Source organism: Pseudomonas sp. (assembly GCF_033723075.1).
In the GTDB taxonomy this organism is placed as follows: Bacteria; Pseudomonadota; Gammaproteobacteria; order Pseudomonadales; family Pseudomonadaceae; genus Aquipseudomonas.
Map to the genome: position 1 here is coordinate 54,956 of NZ_JAWVXU010000018.1, position 23,493 is coordinate 78,448.

The following is a 23,493-nucleotide window of genomic DNA, read 5'->3' on the forward strand; positions in this document are numbered from 1 at the left end:
CCTGAGATGACCGACTACAAAGCTACGCTCAACCTGCCTGATACCCAGTTTCCGATGAAGGCCGGCCTGCCGCAGCGCGAGCCGCAGACTCTGCAGCGCTGGAACGAGATGGGCCTGTATCAGAAGCTGCGCGCGCAAGGCGAAGGCCGGCCCAAGTTCGTCCTGCACGACGGCCCGCCCTATGCCAACGGCAGCATTCATATCGGTCATGCGGTCAATAAAATCCTCAAGGACATCATCACCCGTTCCAAGACCCTGGCCGGCTACGACGCCCCCTATGTACCGGGTTGGGACTGTCACGGCCTGCCGATCGAGCACAAGGTCGAGACCACCTTCGGCAAGAACCAGCCCTCGGACCTGACCCGCGAGCGCTGCCGTACTTACGCCGGCGCGCAGATCGAAGGGCAGAAGGCCGACTTCATCCGCCTCGGCGTGCTCGGCGACTGGGACAACCCCTACAAGACCATGGACTTCGCCAACGAAGCCGGCGAGATCCGCGCCCTGGCCGAGATGGTCAAGCACGGCTTCGTGTTCAAGGGCCTGAAGCCGGTCAACTGGTGTTTCGACTGCGGCTCGGCGCTGGCCGAAGCCGAGGTGGAATACCAGGACAAGAAATCCGAGGCCATCGACGTGGCCTTCCCGGTCGAAGATGCCGACAAGCTGGCCGCCGCCTTCGGTCTGGCCAGCTTGGGCAAGCCCACCAGCATCGTGATCTGGACCACCACGCCCTGGACCATCCCGGCCAACCAGGCGCTCAACGTCCACCCCGAATTCAACTACGCCCTGGTCGATACCGGCGACAAGCTGCTGCTGCTGGCCGAAGAGCTGGTCGAGAGCTGCCTGGCGCGCTACGGCCTGCAGGGCGAGGTGATCGCCATCGCCAAGGGCGAGGCGCTGGAGCTGATCCGCTTCCGTCATCCGTTCTATGAACGTTTCGCGCCGCTCTACCTGGCCGACTACGTGGCCCTGGACGCCGGCACCGGCATCGTCCATTCGGCACCGGCCTACGGCGAGGACGACTTCCGTTCCTGCAAGGGCTACGGCATGAGCAACGACGAGATTCTCAGCCCGGTACAGAGCAATGGCGTGTACGTCGAGTCGTTGCCGTTCTTCGGCGGCCAGTTCATCTGGAAGGCCAACCCGGCTATCGTCGCCAAGCTCGACGAAGTCGGTTGCCTGCTCAAGCACGAAGCCATCCAGCACAGCTACATGCACTGCTGGCGGCACAAGACCCCGCTGATCTACCGCGCCACCGCGCAGTGGTTCGTCGGCATGGACACCCAGCCCAACGAGGGCGACACCCTGCGCGAGCGGGCGCTGGCCGCCATCGAACAGACCGCCTTCGTTCCGGCCTGGGGCCAGGCGCGCCTGCACAGCATGATCGCCGGCCGTCCGGACTGGTGCATCTCGCGTCAGCGCAACTGGGGCGTACCGATCCCGTTCTTCCTGCACAAGGAAAGCGGCGAACTGCACCCGCGCACCGCCGAGCTGATGGAAGCCGTGGCCCAGCGCGTCGAACAGGCGGGCATCGAAGCCTGGTTCAAGCTGGATGCCGCCGAGTTGCTCGGTGACGAGGCCGCGCAGTACGACAAGATCAGCGACACCCTGGATGTCTGGTTCGACTCCGGCACCACCCACTGGCATGTGCTGCGCGGCTCCCATCCGCTCGGCCACGCCACTGGCCCGCGCGCCGATCTGTACCTGGAAGGTTCCGATCAGCACCGCGGCTGGTTCCACTCCTCCTTGCTGACCGGCAGCGCCATCGACGGTCACGCGCCCTACAAGGAGCTGCTGACCCACGGTTTCGTGGTCGACGAGAACGGTCGCAAGATGTCCAAATCGCTGGGCAACGTGGTCGCCCCGCAGGAAGTCAACGACAGCCTGGGCGCCGACATCCTGCGCCTGTGGGTGTCGTCCACCGACTACTCCGGCGAGATGGCCGTGTCCAAGGTGATCCTCCAGCGCAGCGCCGATTCCTACCGGCGGATCCGCAACACCGCGCGCTTCCTGCTTGCCAACCTCAGCGGTTTCGACCCGGCGCAGCACGTGCTGCCGGCCGAAGACATGCTCGCCCTGGACCGCTGGGCGGTGGATCGCGCCTTGCTGCTGCAGCGCGAGATCGAGGAAGCCTACGACAGCTATCGCTTCTGGAACGTCTACCAGAAGGTGCACAACTTCTGCGTGCAGGAGTTGGGCGGCTTCTACCTCGACATCATCAAGGACCGCCAGTACACCACCGCCGCCGACAGCGTGGCGCGGCGCTCCTGCCAGACCGCACTGTTCCATATCGCCGAGGCGCTGGTGCGCTGGATCGCGCCGGTGCTGGCGTTCACCGCCGACGAGCTGTGGCAGTACCTGCCGGGCGAGCGCAACGAATCGGTGATGCTCAATGGCTGGTACCAGGGCCTGAGCGAGCTGCCGCAGGATCTCGAGCTGAGCCGCGAGTTCTGGGAGCGGGTCATGGCGGTCAAGGTCGCGGTGAACAAGGAAATGGAAGGGCTGCGCGCGGCCAAGGCCATCGGCGGCAACCTGCAGGCCGAAGTGACCCTGTATGGCGAAGACGGCCTGATCGCCGACCTCGGCAAGCTCGGCAACGAGCTGCGCTTCGTCCTGATCACCTCTACCGCCAGCCTGGCGCCGCTGAGCAGCGCGCCGGCCGATGCCGTGGAGACCGAAGTGGCGGGCCTGAAACTGAAAATCGTCAAATCGGCCCACCCCAAGTGCGCCCGTTGCTGGCACCACCGCGAAGACGTCGGGGTCAACCCGGCGCACCCGGAAATCTGCGGCCGCTGCGTGGACAATATCGAAGGCGCCGGCGAGGTTCGTCACTATGCGTGATGATTTCCTCTCCTCTCCCGCCGGGAGAGGGGCCGGGGCTGAGGGGCTCGGGGCCGCATTCGAACATAAGGTCTGTAGCTCATGAGCGCCCGCTTCGGCAGGTTGCCCTGGCTGTGGCTGAGCCTGCTGGTGTTCGTGATCGATCAGGTCAGCAAGTTCTATTTCGACAACGCACTGACCCTGTACCAGCAGATCGTGGTGATCCCCGATTACTTCAGCTGGACCCTGGCCTACAACACCGGCGCGGCCTTCAGCTTCCTGGCTGGCGAATCGGGCTGGCAGCGCTGGCTGTTCGCCCTGATCGCCATCGTCATCAGCGTCGTGCTGGTGGTCTGGCTCAAGCGCCTTAGACCGGACGAAACCTGGCTGGCCATGGCGCTGGCGCTGGTACTCGGCGGCGCGTTGGGCAACCTGGTCGACCGGGTGATATTCGGCCATGTGGTCGACTTCGTCCTGGTCCACTGGCAACACCGCTGGTACTTCCCGGCCTTCAATGTCGCGGACGCCGCCATCACCCTCGGCGCCATCCTCTTGGCGCTGGATATGTTCAAAAGCCACAAGTCCGGAGAAACCACCCCATGACTGATGTACGTATCGGCCCGGACAGGGAAGTCACCCTGCATTTCGCCCTCAAGCTGGAAAACGGCGACGTGGTCGACAGCACCTTCGACAAGCAGCCCGCCACCTTCAAGGTCGGCGATGGCAACCTGCTGCCGGGTTTCGAGTCGGCGCTGTTCGGCTTCAAGGCTGGCGACAAGCGCACCGTGCAGGTGTTGCCCGAGCATGGCTTCGGCCAGTCCAACCCGCAGAACCTGCAGACCATGCCGCGCAGCCAGTTCAAGGACATGGAGCTCTCCGACGGCCTGCTGGTGATCTTCAACGACGCCGCCAATGCCGAGCTGCCGGGCGTGGTCAAGGCCTTCGACGACAGCCAGGTGACCATCGACTTCAATCACCCGCTGGCTGGCAAGACCCTGAGTTTCGACGTGGAAATCATCGAGGTCAAAGCGCTCTAGCCAGCGACTGTGCTTCTGTGGGCGCGCTTTTAGCCGCGAAGCTCTTCCGGCCGGCGGCCACTGCCGCCCCCCGGTCTTGCCATATTACACTGCCATTTGCACAGTGCCGATGCCGATCAAATCGCCGTAGACACTATGTTTCGGTGCAGTCTGAGGGTTCAACCCGGTCGTAGTGTGGGCCAGGCCCACCCTACGAGTGATCCCGCGTTACACTCTTCATCCTCAAGTCCCCGCGTGCCGAGAGTCACCATGCATATCAAACTCGCCAATCCCCGCGGTTTCTGCGCCGGTGTCGACCGCGCCATCGAAATCGTCAACCGCGCCCTGGACGTCTTCGGCCCGCCGATCTACGTGCGTCATGAAGTGGTGCACAACAAGTTCGTGGTCGAAGACCTGCGCGCACGCGGCGCCATCTTCGTCGAGGAGCTGGATCAGATCCCCGACGACGTCATCGTCATCTTCAGCGCCCACGGTGTGTCCCAGGCCGTGCGCAACGAAGCCGAACGGCGCGGCCTGAAGATCTTCGACGCCACCTGCCCGCTGGTGACCAAGGTGCACATGGAAGTGGTGCGCTACAGCCGCGAGGGTCGCGAATGCATCCTGATCGGCCACGCCGGCCACCCGGAAGTCGAAGGCACCATGGGCCAGTACGACGCCAGCAACGGCGGCGCCATCTACCTGGTGGAAGACGAGGCTGATGTCGAGCGCCTGCAGGTGCGCAACCCCGAGGCCCTGGCCTTCGTCACCCAGACCACCCTGTCGATGGACGACACCAGCAAGGTCATCGACGCCCTGCGCAGCAAATTCCCCCGCATCGGCGGGCCGCGCAAGGACGACATCTGCTACGCCACCCAGAACCGCCAGGACGCGGTCAAGCAACTCGCCGCCGAGTGCGACGTGCTGCTGGTGGTCGGCAGCCCCAACAGCTCCAACTCCAACCGCCTGCGCGAACTGGCCGAGCGCATGGGCACCCCGGCCTACCTGATCGACGGCGCCGAAGACCTCAAGCGCGAGTGGTTCGACGGCGTAGCCGGCATCGGCATCACCGCCGGTGCCTCGGCGCCGGAGGTGCTGGTGCGCGGCGTAGTCAGCCAACTGCAAGCCTGGGGCGCGACAGGGGAGAGTGAGCTGGACGGGCGGCCGGAGAATGTGACGTTCTCGATGCCGAAGGAATTGCGGGTAAGGCAGGTGTGAGCCTGCGCGACAGAAGTAGGGCGGCCCGCCCGGGACGCCGGCCGCTCGGAACACAGCGACAGCCCGCCAAGGTTTGCGCCGCACAGCTGAACCATGGCGCACTGCCTTCGGTGAGTGACGCCCCCTACGGATCGCGGTTGGCTCCTACCTTTGGCGTTTCGTCCGCATGTGGGCCTTGAAGTAGTCGAAGCCAGGACCACAAAATGAAAAACCCTCGGAAGAAAATTTCTCCGAGGGTTTTTCGTTTACAAGACTGCCCTTAACGGATCCGCCCGACCTTCGACTGATCCGGCGTGCAGCTCGCCGGAATCCCCCTTCTTATAATCCGCGACAGCTGCTGTTCCAAACGTCCGCCGTCAGAAAGCCAGGTGCGGTGGCGCCGTTGGTGGCGCCTCTGACCCCGGCGGAGGTCAATGTCAGGGTTCCACGGCCGACCAGTCGGCTGCCTGCGATAGGTGTTGCAGTCAACAGATAGGCCGTGGCTGTCAGGTTCGCGGCGACAATGTTGAACTGCGCATTGCCGTCTACCGGACTTTGGTCATAGCCGCTGCCCGCTAAAACAACACCCACATAGGTGCTGTTCTGTGAGCGGAAGCGCTCCAGCACGTTGGCGGCTCCCACCAGCGAAGCCTTGGCATCTTCGCAAGTGGCACGCCTGACGTAGCCCTGATAGTTGGGGATTGCGATGGCGGCGAGTATGCCGATGATGACGATGACAATCATCAGCTCGATCAGGGTAAAGCCGGTCACGCGCTTTTTCATCATTAGAGCTCATCAATCCAGTAGGTTGGGCCGACGGTGCTGTCGACATCCAGGTCGTCACATTCGGGGCCGTTGCACACGGTCGGTGTCTCTCTTCCATCCGGGAAAAGAATAAGCGGCTTGGGCGGTATGCCTGCGGTCATAAGAATACGATTTCTATCGCCGCGGTCTGGCGAACCTACGATCCACTGCAGAGGGGGGGTGGCATCGAACAGATTGACTGCATAAGCGCGACCGGTACCCTGAACAGCCTTGCACGAGCTATTGGCGGAGTTCGAATTGGGTTCATAGGTATTGAACAATACCTGGCCAGAGAAAGTCGTCGCCTCCGAAAGAACCTTCTCGCCACTGTTTTCCATACGGATATACCAGCCGCCGGTGTTGTTGGCGAATGCGGTAGCAGCAGCTGCCTTCTCGGTGGCACTGCCCTCCTGGACCAGGTTGAGCGTTGCGTCGTACATGGCAGCTTCGGTAAGGATGGTGTGGCTCGCGTTGCTACCGATAATCGGGGTTCTGAACGAATAGAAGCGATCCTCGGCACCGGTATCCAGCGGATGGCCGCGATAGCCCGAGCCGATGTTGACGACCAGCGCTTTGCCGGCGTTCACCGTGAGCAGGGCAACATCGGGTTCGTTGTAGAACCGGCGCAGCTTGGCCTTTTTCTGCATGTCGGTTTCACTGCCAGTGTCGGCAGGTATCACGCTGGCAAACACCCCGTCACCGGTTGTGCCACTGCCGCTGTCGAGGGGACTGACCAGGCTACTGGCAGCGTTGCCATTGTTGATAAAGAAGCGCCAGACTTGGCCGCCCATGTCACCGACGAAGAACTGATCCGCCAGGCCGTCACGGTTGATGTCGATGGCTCGCAGGCTGCTGGGCATGCTGTAAAGCATCTTGCTCAGTTGTTGGTGGGCCTGCGCGGAGGTATTGCTGGCTTCGTTGCTGCCGGACCAGATGAGGGCACCGGTTGTCGCATTGACGATGTAGATGGCGTTGCCGTAGGCGTCTTGGGCGCGTGCGGTGCCGTCCTTGTTCTGGTTGAGGATGGAGACGTCGTCCTGGCTTTCGTCATAGCCGCCGGCAAAAATCAGTACCTGTGTCACGGTGTTGTTGATCTTGATTTTGGTCACTACCGGGGTCGACCAAGTCTGGCCCAGCCGGGCGAAGCCTGGTGTCGACGGGGTGATGAACCAGCGCAGCTTGGGACTGTTGAGGTCGGTTACATCCAGCGAGTAGAGATTGCGTCCGCCCCGGCCCATGGTGGCGTAGGCATAGACGAACTCTCCGCTATTGACACCGCTGGACAAAAGCGCGGGTGGCGATGCGGCAGGATCGCGGCCGCCATAGATGACCCCGTTGCGGTTCAGGTCGTTGACCCAGACCGCCACGGTGTTATCCATGCCATATTTGCGCGGGGCAAGCGTGGTGGAGCGGGCGTTGGCCTTCAGATCCTTGATGTTGGCCAACAGCTCTTGCGGCATGAAGGCCATCTGCTCAACGCCGGTGTTGGTGTTGAACGCATGCACGAAGCCTTCGTTGGTGCCGACAAACGCAGTTTGTTCTTCACTGGCGCATTGGGTCAGGGCTGCGTCGCTGAAGCTGTTGCACTTGTAGGTCACCAGGCGTGGAACCGAGTGCAGCGGGTCGCCCACGGCTTTGCGGGCGCTGCCATCATCGTTGAGTCCGCGGATCCAGTTGATCAGCGCGGTACGCTCACTTGCATCTGAGGCGCCAAGTTTTTCTGCTGTAACGAGGGCGTTGGCATCCTTGATGAGGTAAGCGCTGTCAGTCAGAGTCGCCGGAGTTACCGGTGAGCCGCCTATATATGTGTAGGCCGGGCGACTGGCACTGGAGGGTAACTTGCCGGCTGCGCCGCCGAGCGCAGTATTGTTGCCGTCGGCGGGGGTGGTCCAGAAGCTGCGGGCCGTGGTTTTGAAGAAGCCCGTATTAGGGTCAATGGCACCGACATTGTCGGCATCGAGGATGATGTCGCCGGGCCCGCTATTGAGGGCATAACGCTTCAGGTTGCCTACCCAACGGTTGGTTTCCGACGGCTTGAACAGGGCGAAGTACACCTCGTTCTTATTGCTCTGCCGGTTGAACTGGTTAACCGTGGCGCCCGGACTGACGAATGTGGTGTCGGTGCTCAATACATCCTGGAGGATCTGGCTGAAGGCTGCGCTCAGCTCAGAGGCGTTTTCGGCGGTGTATGCCTTGCCTTTGCCGTTGTTCGCCATGGCAGTAAGGAAGGTTTGTGGCTGGGTATTGGGGGCGAGGGCGCTCAAGGCAAAGCCGATGGTGTGGGTGGTGATGAAGTTATCGCCAGTGGTACTGGATTGGTCGACGTCAGCCATCCAGGTGGCCAGGCTGCGACCGCACTGTTCGTCATAGTCCGACGCATCACTAGAGCAACTGCTGCCGATCAGGCTGCCGATTGAGCTTTGTGCACCATTGCCGTTGGCCTGGCCGTCGGTCAGTACCACCAAATGGGTGGTTTGGCACGCGCTGGTGATGGGGCTGGTGAAGCCGGAGCGGCTACCCCGCAGGTAGCGGGCCGCTTCGTTCATAGTCGGGACTATCGGAGTACCGTTGCCAGTGGTCATGGACTGGACCAGGGCGTTCAGGTGTGTGCGGACAGTGTTGGTGCTGCTGGAGAGCCCCCCATGTGCGAGCTTGATACGCAGTTTGACGGACTGTGCCGGGTTGCTCTCGTAGGCTTGAACCTCAAGGCTGGTATCACTGGACTGCACGGACATGATGCTGACGGCATTGCCGGGCTGCCAACCGCTGCGGTTAACGATGTTTTGCAGGCCACTGCGAAGTTGGGAACCATTGCAGATGACCGGAACGCCAGCGCTCCACTGGCTGATCGAGCAAGTGCTATCCGCTTCATCGTCACGGTTGGTGATATCTGAAGTACTTGCTGTGTATGGAGCAGCACTGTCGCTTCGTTCGAAGCGCACTGTGGTGCTGGTGTTAGGTGTGGTGATCGTGTTGGCAGGCGTCAGAATGACCTGGGTGTCCAGAATGGTCGCCCCCCTGTTGATCGGCATCCCCTCATAACGTGCACCAAAGCGACTGCGATCTACCGGCAGGGTATTCCCTCCGAGGGTCATGCTGCCATCGTTGGCCTGAAAAGCATCGTTTTTGGGGTTGGTGACACTGGCTTCTATGATTGGGTTCAGACAGCCGCCCTCGCCGCCGGTGTAAGTCACTGTCAGGGTCGGTTGCAGGCCGGGGGCGCCGTCGATGCTATGAGCGATGCGCGATCCGGTTTCTCCGGGTTGCAAATTCGGGGTCAGGTAGAACGCCATCGAGTTGTTGCCGCACCAAGAGGAGAGACCAACGACCTCTTGCACCAGTGTGGTTACATCCGGGCCGGCAACCTCTACGGGAGGGTTGTCATTGATCCATTCGGGTGCGGTCCAGTTTACCGTGGCGGTGGTTTTGCCCCGGGTGGTCAAGTTGGACGAGGTGAGTACGTTCGCGTCGCCGGTATTTTCCGCCTTCACGACAAAGGTGACCGGGTCGCTATTGGATGCCGCCGGAGTAAAGCTCAGGACTGCGGACGCGACGGTAGCGCCACGTGGGATGCCGACGTTCTGGAAGCGTAGCGCGCCCATGCGCTCTTCGGTTTGCGTACCTGGAGCCGAGTAGTTGATGACGATACGCGGCATTACATTTGAAACTGCACCTTGGGCATTAAAGGTGTAATCCCTGTTTTGTCGCGCGCGAAACTTGATGATCATGTCGCCGATGGGGTTCGCATCATCGTCCAGCAGGTCTTGTATTGAACTGGTGATATCGAACTGGGCGGTCTGTCCGGATTTCCAGCTGGACGCGCGGGGAGACGAGCTGATGAAGCTTCTAGGGTTGCCAGGGGGATTGAGCAAGGAGCTGTCGTTGAGTGCCTCCGGGATCTTGGAGCGTTGAATGTCAATATCAAGCCTGGGGCGGTCGCTATAGTCTTGGTTGTTGGTTGGCGTGAGTTCCAGATACGCACTGGTAATGGTGTAGTTGGCCGGGTGGTTAACTGCAGGGAATAAGAAGAGAGCAGTATTACCGGCGTTTGAATCTCTCAGGTTCAGCGTAGGAAGCGCGGAGTCGTTACTGCACTGGGCGCTAGGCCGACCGGCCACGGGGGTCAGGGCCGAAGGGTTGAGGGCGCAAGCATAGCCAGCGCTGGTTAGATAGAAAGAGCCACTGTTGGGCAAGGCTTTGCTGTTGCTGCCTGGCACCTGAGTCGCGACGGAAAGCGCGCCCATGGTCAGCGAGGCACTGCTGATGTCAGCGTTCTGAACGCTAGGCGCTACGCGCTGGCTGGCATCATCACCGCTGACTTCGATTCTTGGCGTGCTGGCGACAATCTGGGCCGACGTTGGCAGCTCCGTATCAATGTTCGTGACCGGGTAGACCATGCGTGTATCGTCATAAGCGCTACGGCTGTTGAGCACCATGATCCCGGCATTGATGGCCCCAGCGTTGTTGATGATGCTTGCGAAGGACTCCTTGAGTACCTGCATCCGTGATTGTTGGCTGCCCGAAGGGTTGCTGTTGCTATCCAGACGCCAGGCCATGGAACCTGAGTTGTCTAGGACAAACAGCACGTTAGGCCGCACGCTGTCGTCGATGGCTGAACCGCCGAAGAAGATTTCGGTGTCGTCCGCATAGCTGACCGCACTGTGCAGTACCAGGAGGCTGGCGATGGTGCTGAGTGCCAAGCGATGAAACGCTGTGAGGCGCTTGTTCATGATGGAGTCCTCGGGGTACTTCACTGAATGATGCGGTCGCGATAGCCCTGCAGGTGCCGGGCATTGGTATTGCTGTTGGTGATTTGCCCGGCAGTGGTCGCTGCGGGGTCGAGGGTGGCGCTACTGGTGAAGTCATAGATGATGATCTGCGGGGTGCCGCTATTTTCTTCGGCATCCAGACTACTGCCCTCGGCGTAACGCGAGGCCGATTGCATGCGCGCCCTGACAGTCCTTGTTGGATAGTCCAAGGCCAGTACGCTATCCGCTGCCGGGACTATGCCGTTGCGAACCTGGGTGTTCATGGCGGCCAGTGCACTCTCGGAGGCCTGAAAGGCCACGTTGCTTTCCTGGGCATTAGCAGCCATCCGCTCCTGCAAGGTTGAGCTGGTCGAGGCGGTGATGGCCAGAATAGTCAGCAGCAATAGCAGAATCAGGCTGACCGCCAGGACTACGCCGCTCTGCTGTCGAGGGGTTTTCAGCTGCTTCATGGCCGGTTCCTTACGTCTACAACGGTGTTGAACACGCGGCGCAGGCGGCGATCGGCGATGGCCGCGAGTTGCGTATCTGCCCCGATATTGGCGATGGCGAAGGGCTGGTTGTTGGCTTGGTCGGCAACTTCGTCAGGGCTGGACATCACCAGGCTGATCTGCAGACGGCTGACTTGCTGCCGTAGCGGATCGGTCATGTCGCTGGCATCTATCCAGCTCGTCTGGCCTGCGCTCTCGACGCCATAGAGCACTTGGAAATTCTCGACATCGGCAATCATGGCGGCTGCGTTCTTATAGAGGGTTGGCCGATTGCCGTTGGTAGCATCGTTACGAATGTCGTAGGTGTTTTCGACGACCTGCAGAAACTGCGAGCCTGCCCCGCTGGGGATGCCATACAGGCTGGGTGCTGTGCCGTTGTTGGCACCCTGCAGGCTGGTCAGGGTGTACCGATTGGGCATTGCGCCTTGCGTCAGCGGGTCTGGGTTATCGCTGCGGGCCGAGGCGACGCCGGTGAAAATAGCGACGTCGTCGCAGTTGGTTAGGATGAATTCATAACGGTTGCCGGCAACGAAGGAAATGTTGCCGCCACTGATAAAGGTCACCTGGCTCGAACCTATACTGGTGGCGCGCATCAGTGTGGGTGTTGCGTGACGCATTACCAGGCTGTCGCTGGCGGTGCCTGCCCCTTCGTTAAGCTCAACGTTCTGGACGCCCATGGCGTCAAGAGGAAAGGTTCGGCTCGAATTGACTCTGCTTTCTGCCGAAGGTGAGGCGCAGCCTTGGTAGCCTGTTCTGCGCAGATCCTGCTTGAGCATGTCTAGAGCAATGCGGCCATTTTCCTGGAGCCGAGCGAGTGATGAATTAGCCCTATCCGCGCCGTTGGAATTGATGAAGAGCTGCATGATGCCTAGCAGCAGGAAAGAGCTGAGCAGGATCGAGACCATAAGCTCAATGATGGTCAGGCCTCGCTGGTTGTGCGGGGCTGCTTTCAGGTGGGCGCTCATAGGTCTGCCCTCAAAATGAAGGAGCATTGGGGTATCCCATTAATCGGTGCGCAGGCAGTGGAGCTGTCCTCTTGCCAGGAGATGGAAACGGTATAGGCATTGTTACCAACTCGAGTGACTCCGCCAGTGAGACCTGCCTGGCCCAGTTGAGTCTTCCATTCGAGTAAATCCAGGGTGGCGACGTTGTTTGCGCTACAGCCATTGGCCTTGCAGTTGGGGTCTGCTGGCGCGGCATCTGCTGCGGCGATCAGGTAGTTGGACGTCAGCGTGGCGACATCACTGTTCAAGCGCATGCGTTCGATTATGTCGTAGGCGAGCCAGCTGGCCTGGCTGCGCATGGCCGCACTCTGATTGGATTTCATGCTGGTCATCATCAGGCTGGCCATGCCAAGCAGACCGACGGCGAGGATCAGAAGGGCGATCAGCAGCTCGATCATCGTAAAGCCGTTCTGCTTTTTTATCCTTACGGACATACCACGTCTCCCTGTGCGTTGCCCCTGCTGATGCGGCTTTGTCCGGATGTATTCAGCCGGATCTGTCTGGAACTGGGCTCGGCACGATCATCGCAGATGCGCAGCATCGCTCCCCCTACCAGGGTTCCGTCGGTCAGGAAACTAATGGCACCATTGACCCCTCGGATGGTGTTGCCGTTGGTCACCGCTGGCATCACACGGACCAGCTCGGCTGCTGCGGCACTACCGTTGCCGTCGTTGTCTCGAAAGACCATGGCCCCTTGCTCCCAGCTATTGGTATTGCAGGTGGCCTGGTCAGTGCTCCCGCAAATACGGGTAATCACGCGGTTGGTCACCGCTTCGCTGCGAGCCAACTGCATCAAACCGTGCAGTTCATTGACCTGGGTAGAAAGTCGACCGTTCTGCATCATCGAATTGAACCGCGGGATGCCATAACTGGCGATCACTGCGACGATGGCGATGACGATCATCAGTTCGATCAAGGTGAATCCATTGCTGCGCTGGTGCATTGCTATGTTTCCGCGGGAGCCCATGTGAACCCTAAGCTACGGCTACGGAAAACGTATCGGTTGCTGGACAAGCGAGCTGATAGGGCGACGAACTGCAATTTAGCTGCAGCGCGCATCGCCTGGCGCTGCTTGAGTTCTCGCTCGGCCTGTTAAATTGATCACGATTTGCCTGGTGGGGGTGTCTGCATGGCAAAGGGTGAGAGTGCCGTTCAGTGCCCGGGTAGTACCGTCGGCCTCGAACTGCATATAGGGGCGGCTGCGGAAATTTGACCAGTACCAGCTATAGCCTTTCGACAGGGGGAGTTGTTGCAGCAGGGCCTCACCGTTGTCGAGTTGGCCGTTCTTGTTGAGATCATCGAAGATCAGCAACTGGCTTTGCCAGGTCTGTTCAGGGTTGCAGGGGGCGTCGCCGGAGCAGAGTGCGATGGTCTTGCGCCCCATCACTGCCGAGCCGCGGGCATAATGCAGGGCGCCCAGCAGTTGGTTGACGGCTTGCGTCTGCTGGCTGCGTTGCAGGGTTGAGGTCAAGGCGGGTAATGCCGAGGTGAGGATAATGCCGCCAATCGATAGGCAAACCATCAGCTCGACCAATGTTTGGCCGTGCATCCTTTCCATGATTCCAGCTTCCTTGCCAGAGTATTGGGTTAACACTAACGAAGCAGTGTAGAGCGGATTTTTCGAATGCCAAGTTTTGACGAAACAAGTGTGGTGCTGGTTGGGGGCGGAGTCATTGGCTTGTTGAGTGCTTATGGCTTGGCCGCGAATGGAGTGAGGGTGACCTTGCTCGATCGCCAGCAGGTGGGTCAGGAGTCCTCCTGGGCCGGTGGCGGTATCGTCTCGCCGCTCTATCCCTGGCGCTACAGCCCGGCGGTGACGGCGCTGGCGCACTGGTCGCAGGATTTCTACCCGCAGCTGGGTGCGCGCTTGCTGGAGGACACCGGCATCGATCCCGAGGTGTATGTCACCGGTCTGTACTGGCTCGACCAGGAGCAGGCGGCGCCCCTGGCCTGGGCCGCGCGGGAGCAGCGGCCGATGCAGGCGCTGCCGGTCGAGGCGGTGTACCGGGCGGTGCCGGCGTTGGCCAGGGGCTTCTCGCAGGCGCTGCACATGCCGGGCGTGGCCAATGTGCGCAACCCGCGTCTGATCAAGGCCTTGCGCGCGGCGCTGGCGCAGATGCCGAATGTGACCGTGCATGAGCAGTGTGCGGTGACCGGGTTTATCCGCGAAGGCGAGCAGATTTGTGGGGTGCACACCGCGGCAGGCGAAATCCGTGGCGATCGCGTGGTGGTTGCCGCCGGCGCCTGGAGTGGCGAGTTGTTGCGCAGCCTCGGCATCGAGTTGCCGGTCGAGCCGGTGAAGGGGCAGATGATCCTCTACAAGTGCGCCGAGGACTTCCTCACCAGTATCGTGTTGGCCAACGGGCGTTATGCGATTCCGCGGCGCGATGGCCATATCCTGATTGGCAGTACCCTCGAGTATCTGGGGTTCGACAAGACGCCCAGCGAAGAAGCCCTGGCCAGCCTCAAGGCGTCAGCGGTCGGGCTGTTGCCGGCGCTGGCCGATGCCGAGGTGGTGGGCCATTGGGCCGGATTGCGCCCAGGATCACCGAAAGGCCTGCCCTTTATCGGTCCGGTGCCGGGGCATGACGGTCTCTGGTTGAATTGCGGGCATTTCCGCAATGGCCTGGTCCTGGCGCCGGCCTCCTGCCAATTGCTGACCGACCTGCTGCTCGGGCGTGAGCCGATCATCGATCCGGCGCCTTACGCGCCCGAAGGGCGTTTGGGCTGAGCGCTGGTGCCGGCGGTTCTGCAGGCGTTCGGTCCTACGGGCCGCTGCGCTTCACATCGTCATGAGGCGCCGTCCCCCCCTCTCCCCGCAGGGGCGAGGGGACAAAATGCATGCGCCAGGGCTTATGTGTACGGCATTACGCTTCTGCGGACCGGTTTTCAATCGATGCCCAGTTTCTTCAGCCGGTAGCGCATCGAGCGGAAGCTCAGGCCCAGGCGTTGGGCGGCGGCGGTACGGTTCCAGCGGGTTTCTTCGAGGGCTTGCATGATCAGCTTGCGCTCGATGTCTTCCAGGTGGTCTTCCAGGTTGTCGATCTGCGCCAGGCTGGCGTCGCCGTTTTCGCTGGAACCGCAGGCGTCGGCCAGGCGCAGGTCGGCGGCGGTGATCTGGTCGTCTTCGCACAGGGTGTAGGCGCGTTCGAGCATGTTCTCCAGTTCGCGTACGTTGCCGGGGAAGCGATAGCTCTTGAGTTTGTCCAGGGCGTCGGCGGCGAGTCTGACCGGGCTCAGGCCGGGGCCTTCGGCCAGGCGCTTGAGCATCACCGCGGTCAGGTGGGCGATGTCTTCGCGACGCTCGCGCAGCGGTGGCACGCGCAGTTCGATGACGTTCAGGCGGTAGTAGAGATCCTGGCGGAAGCGTCCTGCGGCGACTTCTGCGGCCAGGTCTTTGTGGGTGGCGCAGAGAATGCGCACATCGACCACCAGTTCCTGTTGGCCGCCGACCGCGCGCACGGCTTTCTCCTGAATCGAGCGCAGCAGTTTGACCTGCATCGGCAAGGGCAGGTCGGCGACTTCGTCGAGGAACAGGGTGCCGCCATTGGCCGCCTGGAACAGGCCCTGTTTGTCTTCGATGGCGCCGGTGAAGCTGCCCTTCTTGTGGCCGAAGAATTCGCTTTCCATCAGCTCCGACGGAATCGCGCCGCAGTTCACCGGCACGAACGGTTGTTCGCTGCGCCCGCCCTGTTCGTGGATCAGGCGGGCGACCAGCTCCTTGCCGCTGCCGGATTCGCCGCTGATATACACCGGCGCCTGGCTGCGCGCGAGTTTGAGGATCTGTTTGCGCAGCGCCTTCATCGGCGGCGAGTCACCGAGCAGGCGACTGTCGACCGGCAGCTCTTCGCTGTCCGTCGGGCGCAGGCGCAGGGCGGTGGCCACCAGCTCGCGCAGGCGGCCGAGGTCGACCGGTTTGGTCAGGAAGTCGAATGCGCCGGCTTTCAGCGCATTGATCGCGGTGTCCAGGCTGCCGTAGGCGGTGATCATCGCCACCGGCACCTGGGGATGGCGCTGGAGGATGTGCTGCACCAGATCCAGGCCGGTGCCGTCGGGCAGGCGCATATCGGTCAGGCACAGGTCGAACGGCTCCTTGGCCAGCCATTCGCGCGCTTCCTTGACGTTGCGGGCGCTGCGGGTGTCGAGCTTCATGCGGCCCAGGGTGATTTCCAGGAGTTCGCGGATATCGGGCTCATCGTCGACGATCAGGGCTCTCTGGCGGGTCATGGTCAGCTCAGTTTGCGTGGATGGGCGAAGGTGATGCGAAAGCAGCTGCCGCCGCCTTCGCGAGGTTTGTAGTCGAGTCGGGCCTGGTTGCTTTCGCACAGCTCGCGGGAAATATACAGGCCCAGGCCGGTGCCTTTGGTTTCCGTGGTGAAAAACGGCTCGAAGATGTTCTGCAGTTGCTCGGGCGACACGCCTGGGCCGTCGTCGAGTACTTCCAGCACCGGCAGGTCGCTGCTCTGGTCGCGGAACAGTTTCAACCAGACCTGGCCCTGCGGGTGATTCTGCGCGCTGTAGCGCAGGCCGTTTTGTACCAGATTGGTCAGCACCTGGGTGAGTTGGTGCGGGTCCATGCGGGTTTGCACGGTGCCGCTCTGGGTCTCCAGGTGGAGGGTCTGGCCAGGCGCAGCCGAGCCGCGGAACTCGCTGGCGAAGCGGTGCAGCCAGTATTTCAGGTCCAGCAGTTGCGGCTCGGCCTGGCGTCGGCGCGATAGCTGCAGGACGTTTTCGATCACCAGGTTCATTCGCTGCGAGTGATCCTGAATGATTTGCGCCAGGCGCTGGTCTGGGCCATGCAGGTCTTCCGATTCCTGCAGCAGTTGCGCGGCATGGCTGATTGCGCCGAGCGGGTTGCGGATCTCATGGGCGATGCCGGCGGTCAGGCGGCCGAGGGAGGCGAGCTTGAGCTGCTGGGCCTGCTGGGCAATCTGCGAAATGTCGTCGAGAAACACCAGGGTGTGCCGCTCTTCGCTGCGCTGCAGGGCGATGAAGCTCGGCTGCAGCACCGGGCCATCGGCAAAGGCCTGCAGGCTCGCGGGGCGCAGGGTCGGGTTGTGCTGCCATTGCTGCAGGCGCTTGACCAGCTCCGGGCAGTGCGGGTCGAGAATCTTGCCGGCCAGCGCATCGCGGCCGAGCAGGTGCAGCGCGCCCTGGTTGGCCAGCAGTACCCGATGCAGCTCGTCGAGCACCAGGATGCCGGTGCGCATGCGCTGCAGAATCAGGGAGTTGAGGGTTTCCAGGCTGGCGACATCGGCTGCGCGCTGTTCGGCCAGGCTTTCGCTGGCTTGCAGGCGCCGGGTCAGCCCCTGCAGGAGCAGGGCGGCAGCAAAACACAGGGCGCCGAGCGCACCGGCCTGCACGTATTGGGCGCTGGCTTCCGGACGGCTGAGGCTGAGGTAGAAGGTCAGGTAGATCAGGCCCATGGCGGCGATGGCGGCGATCAGCAGGCCGATGCGTCCGCGCAGCAGGACGTTGGCGATGGCCACTGCCACGATCAGCAGGTTGCCGATCCCGCTGGGTGTGCCGCCGGCCGCATAGAACAGCGCGGACAGCAGGATCACGTCGACCAGGGCCAGGCTGAAGATCTGCGAAAGGTGCTTGGGCCGCTGCACCACCACGGCCACCAGGATATTCAGGATCAGGTAGAACCAGCTGCCATAGCGAAACAGCTCGGCGTGGACCAGGTTCAGCAGCTGGGTATCCATGTCGCTGGAGATCACCAGCACCAGCACCACGCCGATGGTCAGACGATACAGGTGGTAGAGCCGCAGCACGCGGCGGCCCTGGACGCCGCTGAGCGCTAGGGCTTCAGCGTCCACCGGGTTTCGGGCCTTGCTCGAGATGGCCCTGGCTGCAATACCACTGGTCGGCCCTGGTCAGCGCCTCTTCACGGGGCAGGTAAACCCCGCAATGGGCGCAACGCACCATGGGCGCGGGGCTTTGCCGGTCTTGCCCGGAGCGCCGCGCGGGGCGGGTGAAGCGCCGCCAGAGCCAGAAGGCGGCGGCGATAATGGCGATCCAGAACAGCAGGCGGAACAGGCCCATAGCGCTCTCTTCTTGTTGGAAAGGCAGGTTGTTGGAAGGTAGTTTATTGGAAAGCCTGGCAGTTTAGCCAAGGATGTGGCGCCAGCACAGCGGCTATTGCTTGCTGGTTGGCAACAATCACCGGCTCGGCCCCAGCTTGGGTCGGAGATCGTGGATTACCCAGGGTCGGGCGGATTGCTCCAAAACCGTAGGGCGGCTTCGGAGCGCAGCGACAACCCGCCGGGATGTGCACCGTGCCGATGAACCAATGGTGCACTGCCTGCGGCGAGTGACACCCTACGGATTGCTGATTGCACCAGATTCGGCGATACGTCCGGGGGGCGTAAGGAGACCTCGGCGCGAAGCGACAGCCCGCCAGCTTTTTGCGCTCGCGACATGCTTGTCAGGCGGTTAAACCCTATGCTGTGGAGTGAACGATGCAACACCGCGACTGAGCCGCCAGGCTCACTCGAACGTGGGACTTATGTGGTGGAGGCAGTCATGAGCCAAACCCTGAGGGTCGTGATGGCCCAGTTGAATTTGCGCGTTGGCGATGTGCACGGCAACGTCGAGAGCATCATCGAGGCGGCATGCAACGCTCGTGATCAGTGGCTGGCGGATGTCATCGTGTTCCCCGAATTGGCGCTCTGCGGCTATCCGCCGGAGGATTTGCTGCTGCGCTCGAGCATGCAGCGACGCATCGAGCAGGGCTTGCAGCGTCTGCGGGACGAAGTCAGTGGCATCTATCTGGTGGTCGGCTTTCCCTGGCTGGAGGATGAACTGCGCTACAACGCCTGCGCGGTGATCGCCGACGGCCAATTGCTGGCCCGCTACTACAAGCAGAAGTTGCCGAATTACCGGGTGTTCGACGAGAAGCGCTATTTCGAGCCCGGCACCCAGCCCTGCGTGGTCGACATCAAGGGCGTGGCGGTAGCGCTGAGCATCTGCGAGGACATCTGGCTCTCCGAGCCGATGGCCCAGGCTCGTGACGCCGGGGCGCAATTGATGCTGAGCCTGAACGCCTCGCCGTTCCATCTGGACAAGCAGCGCGAGCGCGAGGAAGCACTGGCCGAGCGCGCACGCGAAGGGGCGATGCCGATCGTCTACGTCAACCAGGTTGGCGGTCAGGACGAGCTGGTGTTCGACGGCGGCAGTTGCGTGGTCGATGCCAGTGGCCAGGTCTGTCAGCGCATGGCCGCCTTCACCGAGGGCCTGTACCCGGTCGACCTGATCCTCGATGGCGAGCGAGTCAGCCCGCGGCCGGCCAACTGCGTGCCATTACCGGAGCTGGAGGCCAGTGTGTATCAGGCCCTGGTCGTGGGCGTGCGTGATTATGTGCGCAAGAACGGCTTCAAGGGCGTGCTGCTCGGGCTGTCCGGCGGCATCGACTCGGCTCTGACCCTGGCGGTGGCCGTCGATGCGCTTGGCGCCGAGCGGGTCGAAGCGGTGATGATGCCGTACCGCTACACCGCGCAGATCAGCCTGGAGGACGCCGAGGCAGAAACCCATGCACTGGGCGTGACCTATCGGGTGCTGCCGATCGCGCCCATGGTCGAAGCCTTCATGGGCACCCTGGCGCCGGTGTTCGAGGGCCTGCCGCGCGACGCCACCGAGGAAAACCTGCAGGCGCGCTGCCGTGGCACGCTGCTGATGGCCCTGTCCAACAAGAAGGGCTACCTGGTGCTGACCACCGGCAACAAGAGCGAAATGGCGGTCGGCTACGCCACCCTCTATGGCGACATGGCCGGCGGTTTCGATGTGCTCAAGGATGTGCCCAAGACCCTGGTGTTTCGCCTGTGCGAATACCGCAACAGCCGCGGACCGGTAATCCCGCAGCGGGTCATCGACCGTCCGCCCTCAGCCGAACTGGCGCCGGAGCAGAAGGACGAAGACTCGCTGCCGCCGTACCCGGTGCTCGACGAGATCCTCAAGCTGTACATCGAGTACGACCTGTCGGCCGATGCGATCATTGCCGAGGGTTTCGATGCGGACACGGTCAAGCGCGTGCTGCGCCTGGTCGATCTGAACGAGTACAAGCGCCGCCAGGCCGCAGTCGGCATAAGGGTCACCCAGCGCGGCTTCGGTCGCGATCGGCGCTACCCGATCACCTCGGGGTGGCAGATTGGCGATTGAGGCGTGGGGAGGAAGAGCGGTCCGGGCGGCGATCCAGTCGGGGGGTAATGACAACCCCTCGGGTTTCAGTCAGGTCGCTGTGATACCCATCGACAGAGCCATAAAAAAATGCCGCGCACTTGAGACAAGTGCGCGGCATTGATTCTGAACGTCGCTGGTTAGGCGTTTCAGCTATTCAGTCGAACAGGCCAAAGGTCATGTAGCTGAACCAGGAACGCTTGCGGCCCTGGGTTTCCTGGCTGGGTTCGTCTTCGCTGGTCGATTTCAGCTCGTCGGGAATCTGCTCTTTGGCATCTTCGTACTGGCGGATCACGTCCTGGTTGGCGCGGGTTTCGCCCGGTGGTAGCGGCGTATCGGTTTCGATCAGGCCCAGGGTGGCCTTGGCCAACCAGGAGCGGGAATCGGCTTCTTCTTCACGGGGCACGAACTGGCCATCGACCAGGTTTGGGTGCTCCGGGTAGTTGAGCTTGAGGGTTTCCAGGCTGGTCGCGGCCAGTTCGTCCAGGGTCAGGCGCTGGTAGGCCTCGGTCATCACCGCCAGGCCGTCGCCGACCGATGGGGTTTCCTGGAAGTTTTCCACCACGTAGCGGCCACGGTTGGCAGCAGCGACATAAGCCTGGCGGCTCAGGTAGTAGTGGGCTACATGGATTTCATACGCGGCCAGCAGGTTACGCAGGTAGATCATGCGCTGCTTGGCATCCGGGGCATAACGGCTGTTCGGGTAACGGCTGGTGAGCTGGGCGAACTCGTTATAGGAGTCGCGGGCGGCACCGGGGTCGCGCTTGCTCATGTCCAGCGGCAGGAAACGGGAGAGCAGGCCGCGATCCTGGTCGAAAGAAGCCAGGCCCTTGACGTAATAGGCGTAGTCGACATTCGCATGCTGCGGATGCAAACGGATGAAACGCTCGGCAGCGGACCTTGCGGCTTCCGGTTCGGCATTCTTGTAGTAGGCGTAGATCAGTTCCAGCTGGGCCTGTTCGGCATAGCGGCCGAACGGGTAGCGCGACTCGAGGGCCTTGAGCTTGGTCACCGCACTGGTGTAGCTCTTGTTGTCCAGGTCGCTTTGCGCCTGCTGGTACAACTCGGTCTCGCTCAGGTTCTCGTCGAGTACCTCTTTGGACGAGCAGGCAGCGGTAAGGGCGAGGATGGCGATCAGCAGCAGGTGTCTCACTTGCATGGCGGCTTGCGTCCCTGTGACGGCGGCTGTCTTGAGCAAAGCCGTCCTGTTATGATGAGCGCCCCCGGTGACCCTGGGGCAAAGACGCCGTATTTAACCACAAGCACGTAGCCGAAACCAAAAGTAGGGCCTGTTGATGTTTCATTTTGCCGCCACCCTCGGTGGTTATGCGGCAAATGCAGTCAGGTCGTATCGCGGGGCTTGCCACTGTAGCGATCATTTGGCGGCGTCCACGCCTTGCCTGGCCTGATTGGTCGCGGCAATCGGCGTGCAATGAAACATCAACCGACCCTCAGGTCCCCCACCGTTGCCGAGCATGTCCTCTATTAATAAGCAGACCATTGAACTGAACGCCGAGGTGCCCACTGATATGGGCGGTCAACGCCTCGACCAAGTCGCCGCCCAACTGTTCGCCGAGCACTCGCGTTCGCGCCTGTCTGCCTGGATCAAGGAGGGGCTGCTGACTGTCGATGGTGCCGTGGTTCGCCCGCGCGACATCGTGCATGGCGGGGCGCTGCTGGCGCTGCGCGCCGAGCAGGAGGCCCAGGGCGAGTGGATCGCCCAGGACATCGCGCTGAATATCGTCTTCGAGGACGATCAGATCCTGGTGATCGACAAGCCGGCGGGGCTGGTGGTGCACCCGGCCGCCGGGCATGCCGACGGCACCCTGCTCAACGCCTTGCTGCACCACGTGCCGGACATCGTCAACGTGCCGCGCTGCGGCATCGTCCATCGCCTGGACAAGGACACCACCGGGCTGATGGTGGTGGCCAAGACCATCGAAGCGCAGACCCGCCTGGTCGACCAGCTACAGAAACGCACGGTCAGCCGCATCTACGAGTGCATCGTGATCGGCGTGATCACCGCCGGCGGCAAGATAGACGCGCCGATCGGCCGCAGTTCGGCGCAACGCCAGCGCATGGCGGTCAGTGATGGCGGCAAGCCGGCGGTCAGCCATTACCGGGTGCTGGAGCGCTTTCGCTCGCACACTCATGCGCGGGTCAAGCTGGAAACCGGGCGTACTCACCAGATTCGTGTGCACATGAGCCATGTCGGTTATCCGCTGGTCGGCGACCCGGTCTACGGTGGGCGTTTCCGCATCCCGCCGGCGGCCAGCCTGACCATGGTGCAGAGCCTCAAGGAGTTTCCGCGCCAGGCCCTGCATGCACGCTTCCTCGAACTGGATCACCCGATCAGCGGGCAGCGGATGAAATGGCAGTCGCCGTTGCCGGATGACTTCGTCTGGTTGCTGACGCTGTTGCGTCAGGATCGCGAGGCGTTTATCGGGTGAACGTGAGTGCACACCCGGCCCATGACTGGCTGACACCGGATTGGCCGGCCCGCGCCTGGGTCAGGGCCTGCGTCACGACGCGCAGCGGTGGCATCAGCGCCGCGCCGTTCGACCGATTCAACCTCGGCGAGCATGTCGAGGACGATCCCGCTGCCGTGACCAGGAACCGCCAGCGCCTGATCAGCCTGTTGGGCTGCAAGCCGGCCTGGTTGCATCAGGTGCATGGCGTTGCCGTTGTGCCTGCCGATCCGGGCGAGGTGCTTGAGGCCGACGCCAGCTGGACAGCTACCCCGGGGGTCGCCTGTACCGTGATGACCGCCGATTGCCTGCCGGTGCTGTTTTGCGACCGTGCCGGCAGCCGCGTCGCCGCCGCCCATGCCGGCTGGCGCGGGCTGGCAGGCGGCGTGCTGGAGGCGACCCTGGATGCACTGGCCGTGGCGCCGGAGGAGGTGCTGGTCTGGCTCGGGCCGGCGATTGGCCCGCACGCCTTTGAAGTGGGCGCCGAGGTGCGCGAAGCCTTCATGGCCGTGCACCCTCAGGCCGCCGAAGCCTTCGTCGCCAGCATCAACCCGGGGCGATATATGGCCGATATCTATCGGCTGGCACGTATCCGCCTGGCGGCGCGCGGCGTCACGGCCGTCTATGGTGGCGGTTTCTGCACCTACAGCGACCCGCGTTTCTACTCCTACCGTCGCGCTGCCCGCACCGGTCGCTTCGCGTCGTTGATCTGGCTGGCCAACTGATTCTTTGAATCCGCTGGTTCGCCGGCGCGG

At 62.4% G+C, this 23,493-nt stretch carries 19 protein-coding genes; 8 read left to right on the top strand and 11 right to left on the bottom strand.

Annotated features, from left to right (window positions below; all coding sequences use genetic code 11):
- The first annotated feature begins 6 nt into the window (after nt 1-6).
- The 4 genes from ileS (at nt 7) to ispH (ending at nt 5,048) form a co-directional block, all read left to right on the top strand.
- Nucleotides 7-2,838: an isoleucine--tRNA ligase gene (ileS, locus tag R3355_RS19235; RefSeq protein ID WP_318962648.1), complete on the top strand. Its 2,832-nt coding sequence runs from the start codon at nt 7-9 to the stop codon at nt 2,836-2,838.
- An 81-nt stretch (nt 2,839-2,919) separates the two neighbouring features.
- Nucleotides 2,920-3,420 carry a signal peptidase II gene (lspA, locus tag R3355_RS19240; protein WP_318962649.1) on the top strand — a complete coding sequence of 167 codons (501 nt, stop codon included), beginning with the start codon at nt 2,920-2,922 and terminating at the stop codon, nt 3,418-3,420.
- Nucleotides 3,417-3,854 (top strand): peptidylprolyl isomerase, encoded by a 438-nt coding sequence (locus R3355_RS19245; protein WP_318947439.1) that lies wholly within the window; start codon nt 3,417-3,419, stop codon nt 3,852-3,854. Before lspA ends, R3355_RS19245 begins: the two co-directional genes overlap by 4 nt.
- A gap of 249 nt (nt 3,855-4,103) precedes the next feature.
- Nucleotides 4,104-5,048 carry a 4-hydroxy-3-methylbut-2-enyl diphosphate reductase gene (ispH, locus tag R3355_RS19250; protein WP_318962650.1) on the top strand — a complete coding sequence of 315 codons (945 nt, stop codon included), beginning with the start codon at nt 4,104-4,106 and terminating at the stop codon, nt 5,046-5,048.
- Nucleotides 5,049-5,366: 318 nt separating this feature from the next.
- Here the strand turns inward: ispH and R3355_RS19255 are convergent, their stop codons facing one another.
- The 7 genes from R3355_RS19255 to R3355_RS19285 all read right to left on the bottom strand — a co-directional run bounded on the left by R3355_RS19255 (nt 5,367) and on the right by R3355_RS19285 (nt 13,650).
- Nucleotides 5,367-5,810: a type IV pilin protein gene (locus R3355_RS19255; RefSeq protein WP_318962651.1), complete on the bottom strand. Its 444-nt coding sequence runs from the start codon at nt 5,808-5,810 to the stop codon at nt 5,367-5,369.
- A gap of 2 nt (nt 5,811-5,812) precedes the next feature.
- Nucleotides 5,813-10,561 carry a PilC/PilY family type IV pilus protein gene (locus tag R3355_RS19260; RefSeq protein ID WP_318962652.1) on the bottom strand — a complete coding sequence of 1,583 codons (4,749 nt, stop codon included), beginning with the start codon at nt 10,559-10,561 and terminating at the stop codon, nt 5,813-5,815.
- Between the two features lie 20 nt (nt 10,562-10,581).
- Nucleotides 10,582-11,049: a PilX N-terminal domain-containing pilus assembly protein gene (locus tag R3355_RS19265; protein ID WP_318962653.1), complete on the bottom strand. Its 468-nt coding sequence runs from the start codon at nt 11,047-11,049 to the stop codon at nt 10,582-10,584.
- Nucleotides 11,046-12,053 (bottom strand): PilW family protein, encoded by a 1,008-nt coding sequence (locus R3355_RS19270; RefSeq protein ID WP_318962654.1) that lies wholly within the window; start codon nt 12,051-12,053, stop codon nt 11,046-11,048. The genes R3355_RS19265 and R3355_RS19270 overlap by 4 nt, the downstream gene beginning before the upstream one ends.
- Nucleotides 12,050-12,526, bottom strand: a complete 477-nt coding sequence (pilV, locus tag R3355_RS19275) for a type IV pilus modification protein PilV (RefSeq protein WP_318962655.1) — start codon at nt 12,524-12,526, stop codon at nt 12,050-12,052. Before pilV ends, R3355_RS19270 begins: the two co-directional genes overlap by 4 nt.
- Nucleotides 12,517-13,035 carry a GspH/FimT family pseudopilin gene (locus R3355_RS19280; protein ID WP_318962656.1) on the bottom strand — a complete coding sequence of 173 codons (519 nt, stop codon included), beginning with the start codon at nt 13,033-13,035 and terminating at the stop codon, nt 12,517-12,519. Before R3355_RS19280 ends, pilV begins: the two co-directional genes overlap by 10 nt.
- A gap of 99 nt (nt 13,036-13,134) precedes the next feature.
- Nucleotides 13,135-13,650 (bottom strand): GspH/FimT family pseudopilin, encoded by a 516-nt coding sequence (locus R3355_RS19285; RefSeq protein ID WP_318962657.1) that lies wholly within the window; start codon nt 13,648-13,650, stop codon nt 13,135-13,137.
- A gap of 66 nt (nt 13,651-13,716) precedes the next feature.
- Between R3355_RS19285 and thiO the strand changes: the two genes are divergently transcribed.
- Nucleotides 13,717-14,823: a glycine oxidase ThiO gene (gene thiO / locus R3355_RS19290; protein WP_318962658.1), complete on the top strand. Its 1,107-nt coding sequence runs from the start codon at nt 13,717-13,719 to the stop codon at nt 14,821-14,823.
- Nucleotides 14,824-14,981: 158 nt separating this feature from the next.
- On the opposite strand, the gene R3355_RS19295 is transcribed toward thiO, so the two are convergent.
- From R3355_RS19295 to R3355_RS19305, 3 genes are read right to left on the bottom strand one after another with little or no spacing between them, the layout of a single operon-like run.
- Nucleotides 14,982-16,319 carry a sigma-54 dependent transcriptional regulator gene (locus tag R3355_RS19295; protein WP_318962659.1) on the bottom strand — a complete coding sequence of 446 codons (1,338 nt, stop codon included), beginning with the start codon at nt 16,317-16,319 and terminating at the stop codon, nt 14,982-14,984.
- 2 nt (nt 16,320-16,321) lie between these two features.
- Nucleotides 16,322-17,914: a sensor histidine kinase gene (locus tag R3355_RS19300; protein WP_318962660.1), complete on the bottom strand. Its 1,593-nt coding sequence runs from the start codon at nt 17,912-17,914 to the stop codon at nt 16,322-16,324.
- Complete coding sequence (locus R3355_RS19305; RefSeq protein WP_318947426.1) at nt 17,904-18,140, bottom strand: PP0621 family protein; 237 nt, start codon at nt 18,138-18,140, stop codon at nt 17,904-17,906. The genes R3355_RS19300 and R3355_RS19305 overlap by 11 nt, the downstream gene beginning before the upstream one ends.
- A 480-nt stretch (nt 18,141-18,620) precedes the next feature.
- Between R3355_RS19305 and R3355_RS19310 the strand changes: the two genes are divergently transcribed.
- Complete coding sequence (locus R3355_RS19310; protein ID WP_318962661.1) at nt 18,621-20,252, top strand: NAD+ synthase; 1,632 nt, start codon at nt 18,621-18,623, stop codon at nt 20,250-20,252.
- 175 nt (nt 20,253-20,427) lie between these two features.
- Here the strand turns inward: R3355_RS19310 and R3355_RS19315 are convergent, their stop codons facing one another.
- On the bottom strand, nt 20,428-21,429 hold the full coding sequence (locus tag R3355_RS19315; RefSeq protein ID WP_318962662.1) for an outer membrane protein assembly factor BamD: 1,002 nt from the start codon (nt 21,427-21,429) through the stop codon (nt 20,428-20,430).
- 316 nt (nt 21,430-21,745) lie between these two features.
- Here R3355_RS19315 and rluD point away from each other — a divergent pair, with 316 nt between their 5' ends.
- Complete coding sequence (rluD, locus tag R3355_RS19320; RefSeq protein ID WP_318947423.1) at nt 21,746-22,720, top strand: 23S rRNA pseudouridine(1911/1915/1917) synthase RluD; 975 nt, start codon at nt 21,746-21,748, stop codon at nt 22,718-22,720.
- A gap of 2 nt (nt 22,721-22,722) precedes the next feature.
- The gene (pgeF, locus tag R3355_RS19325; RefSeq protein WP_413243543.1) at nt 22,723-23,463 is read left to right on the top strand and encodes a peptidoglycan editing factor PgeF; all 741 of its coding nucleotides are present in this window, start codon (nt 22,723-22,725) and stop codon (nt 23,461-23,463) included.
- Nucleotides 23,464-23,493 lie beyond the last annotated feature (30 nt).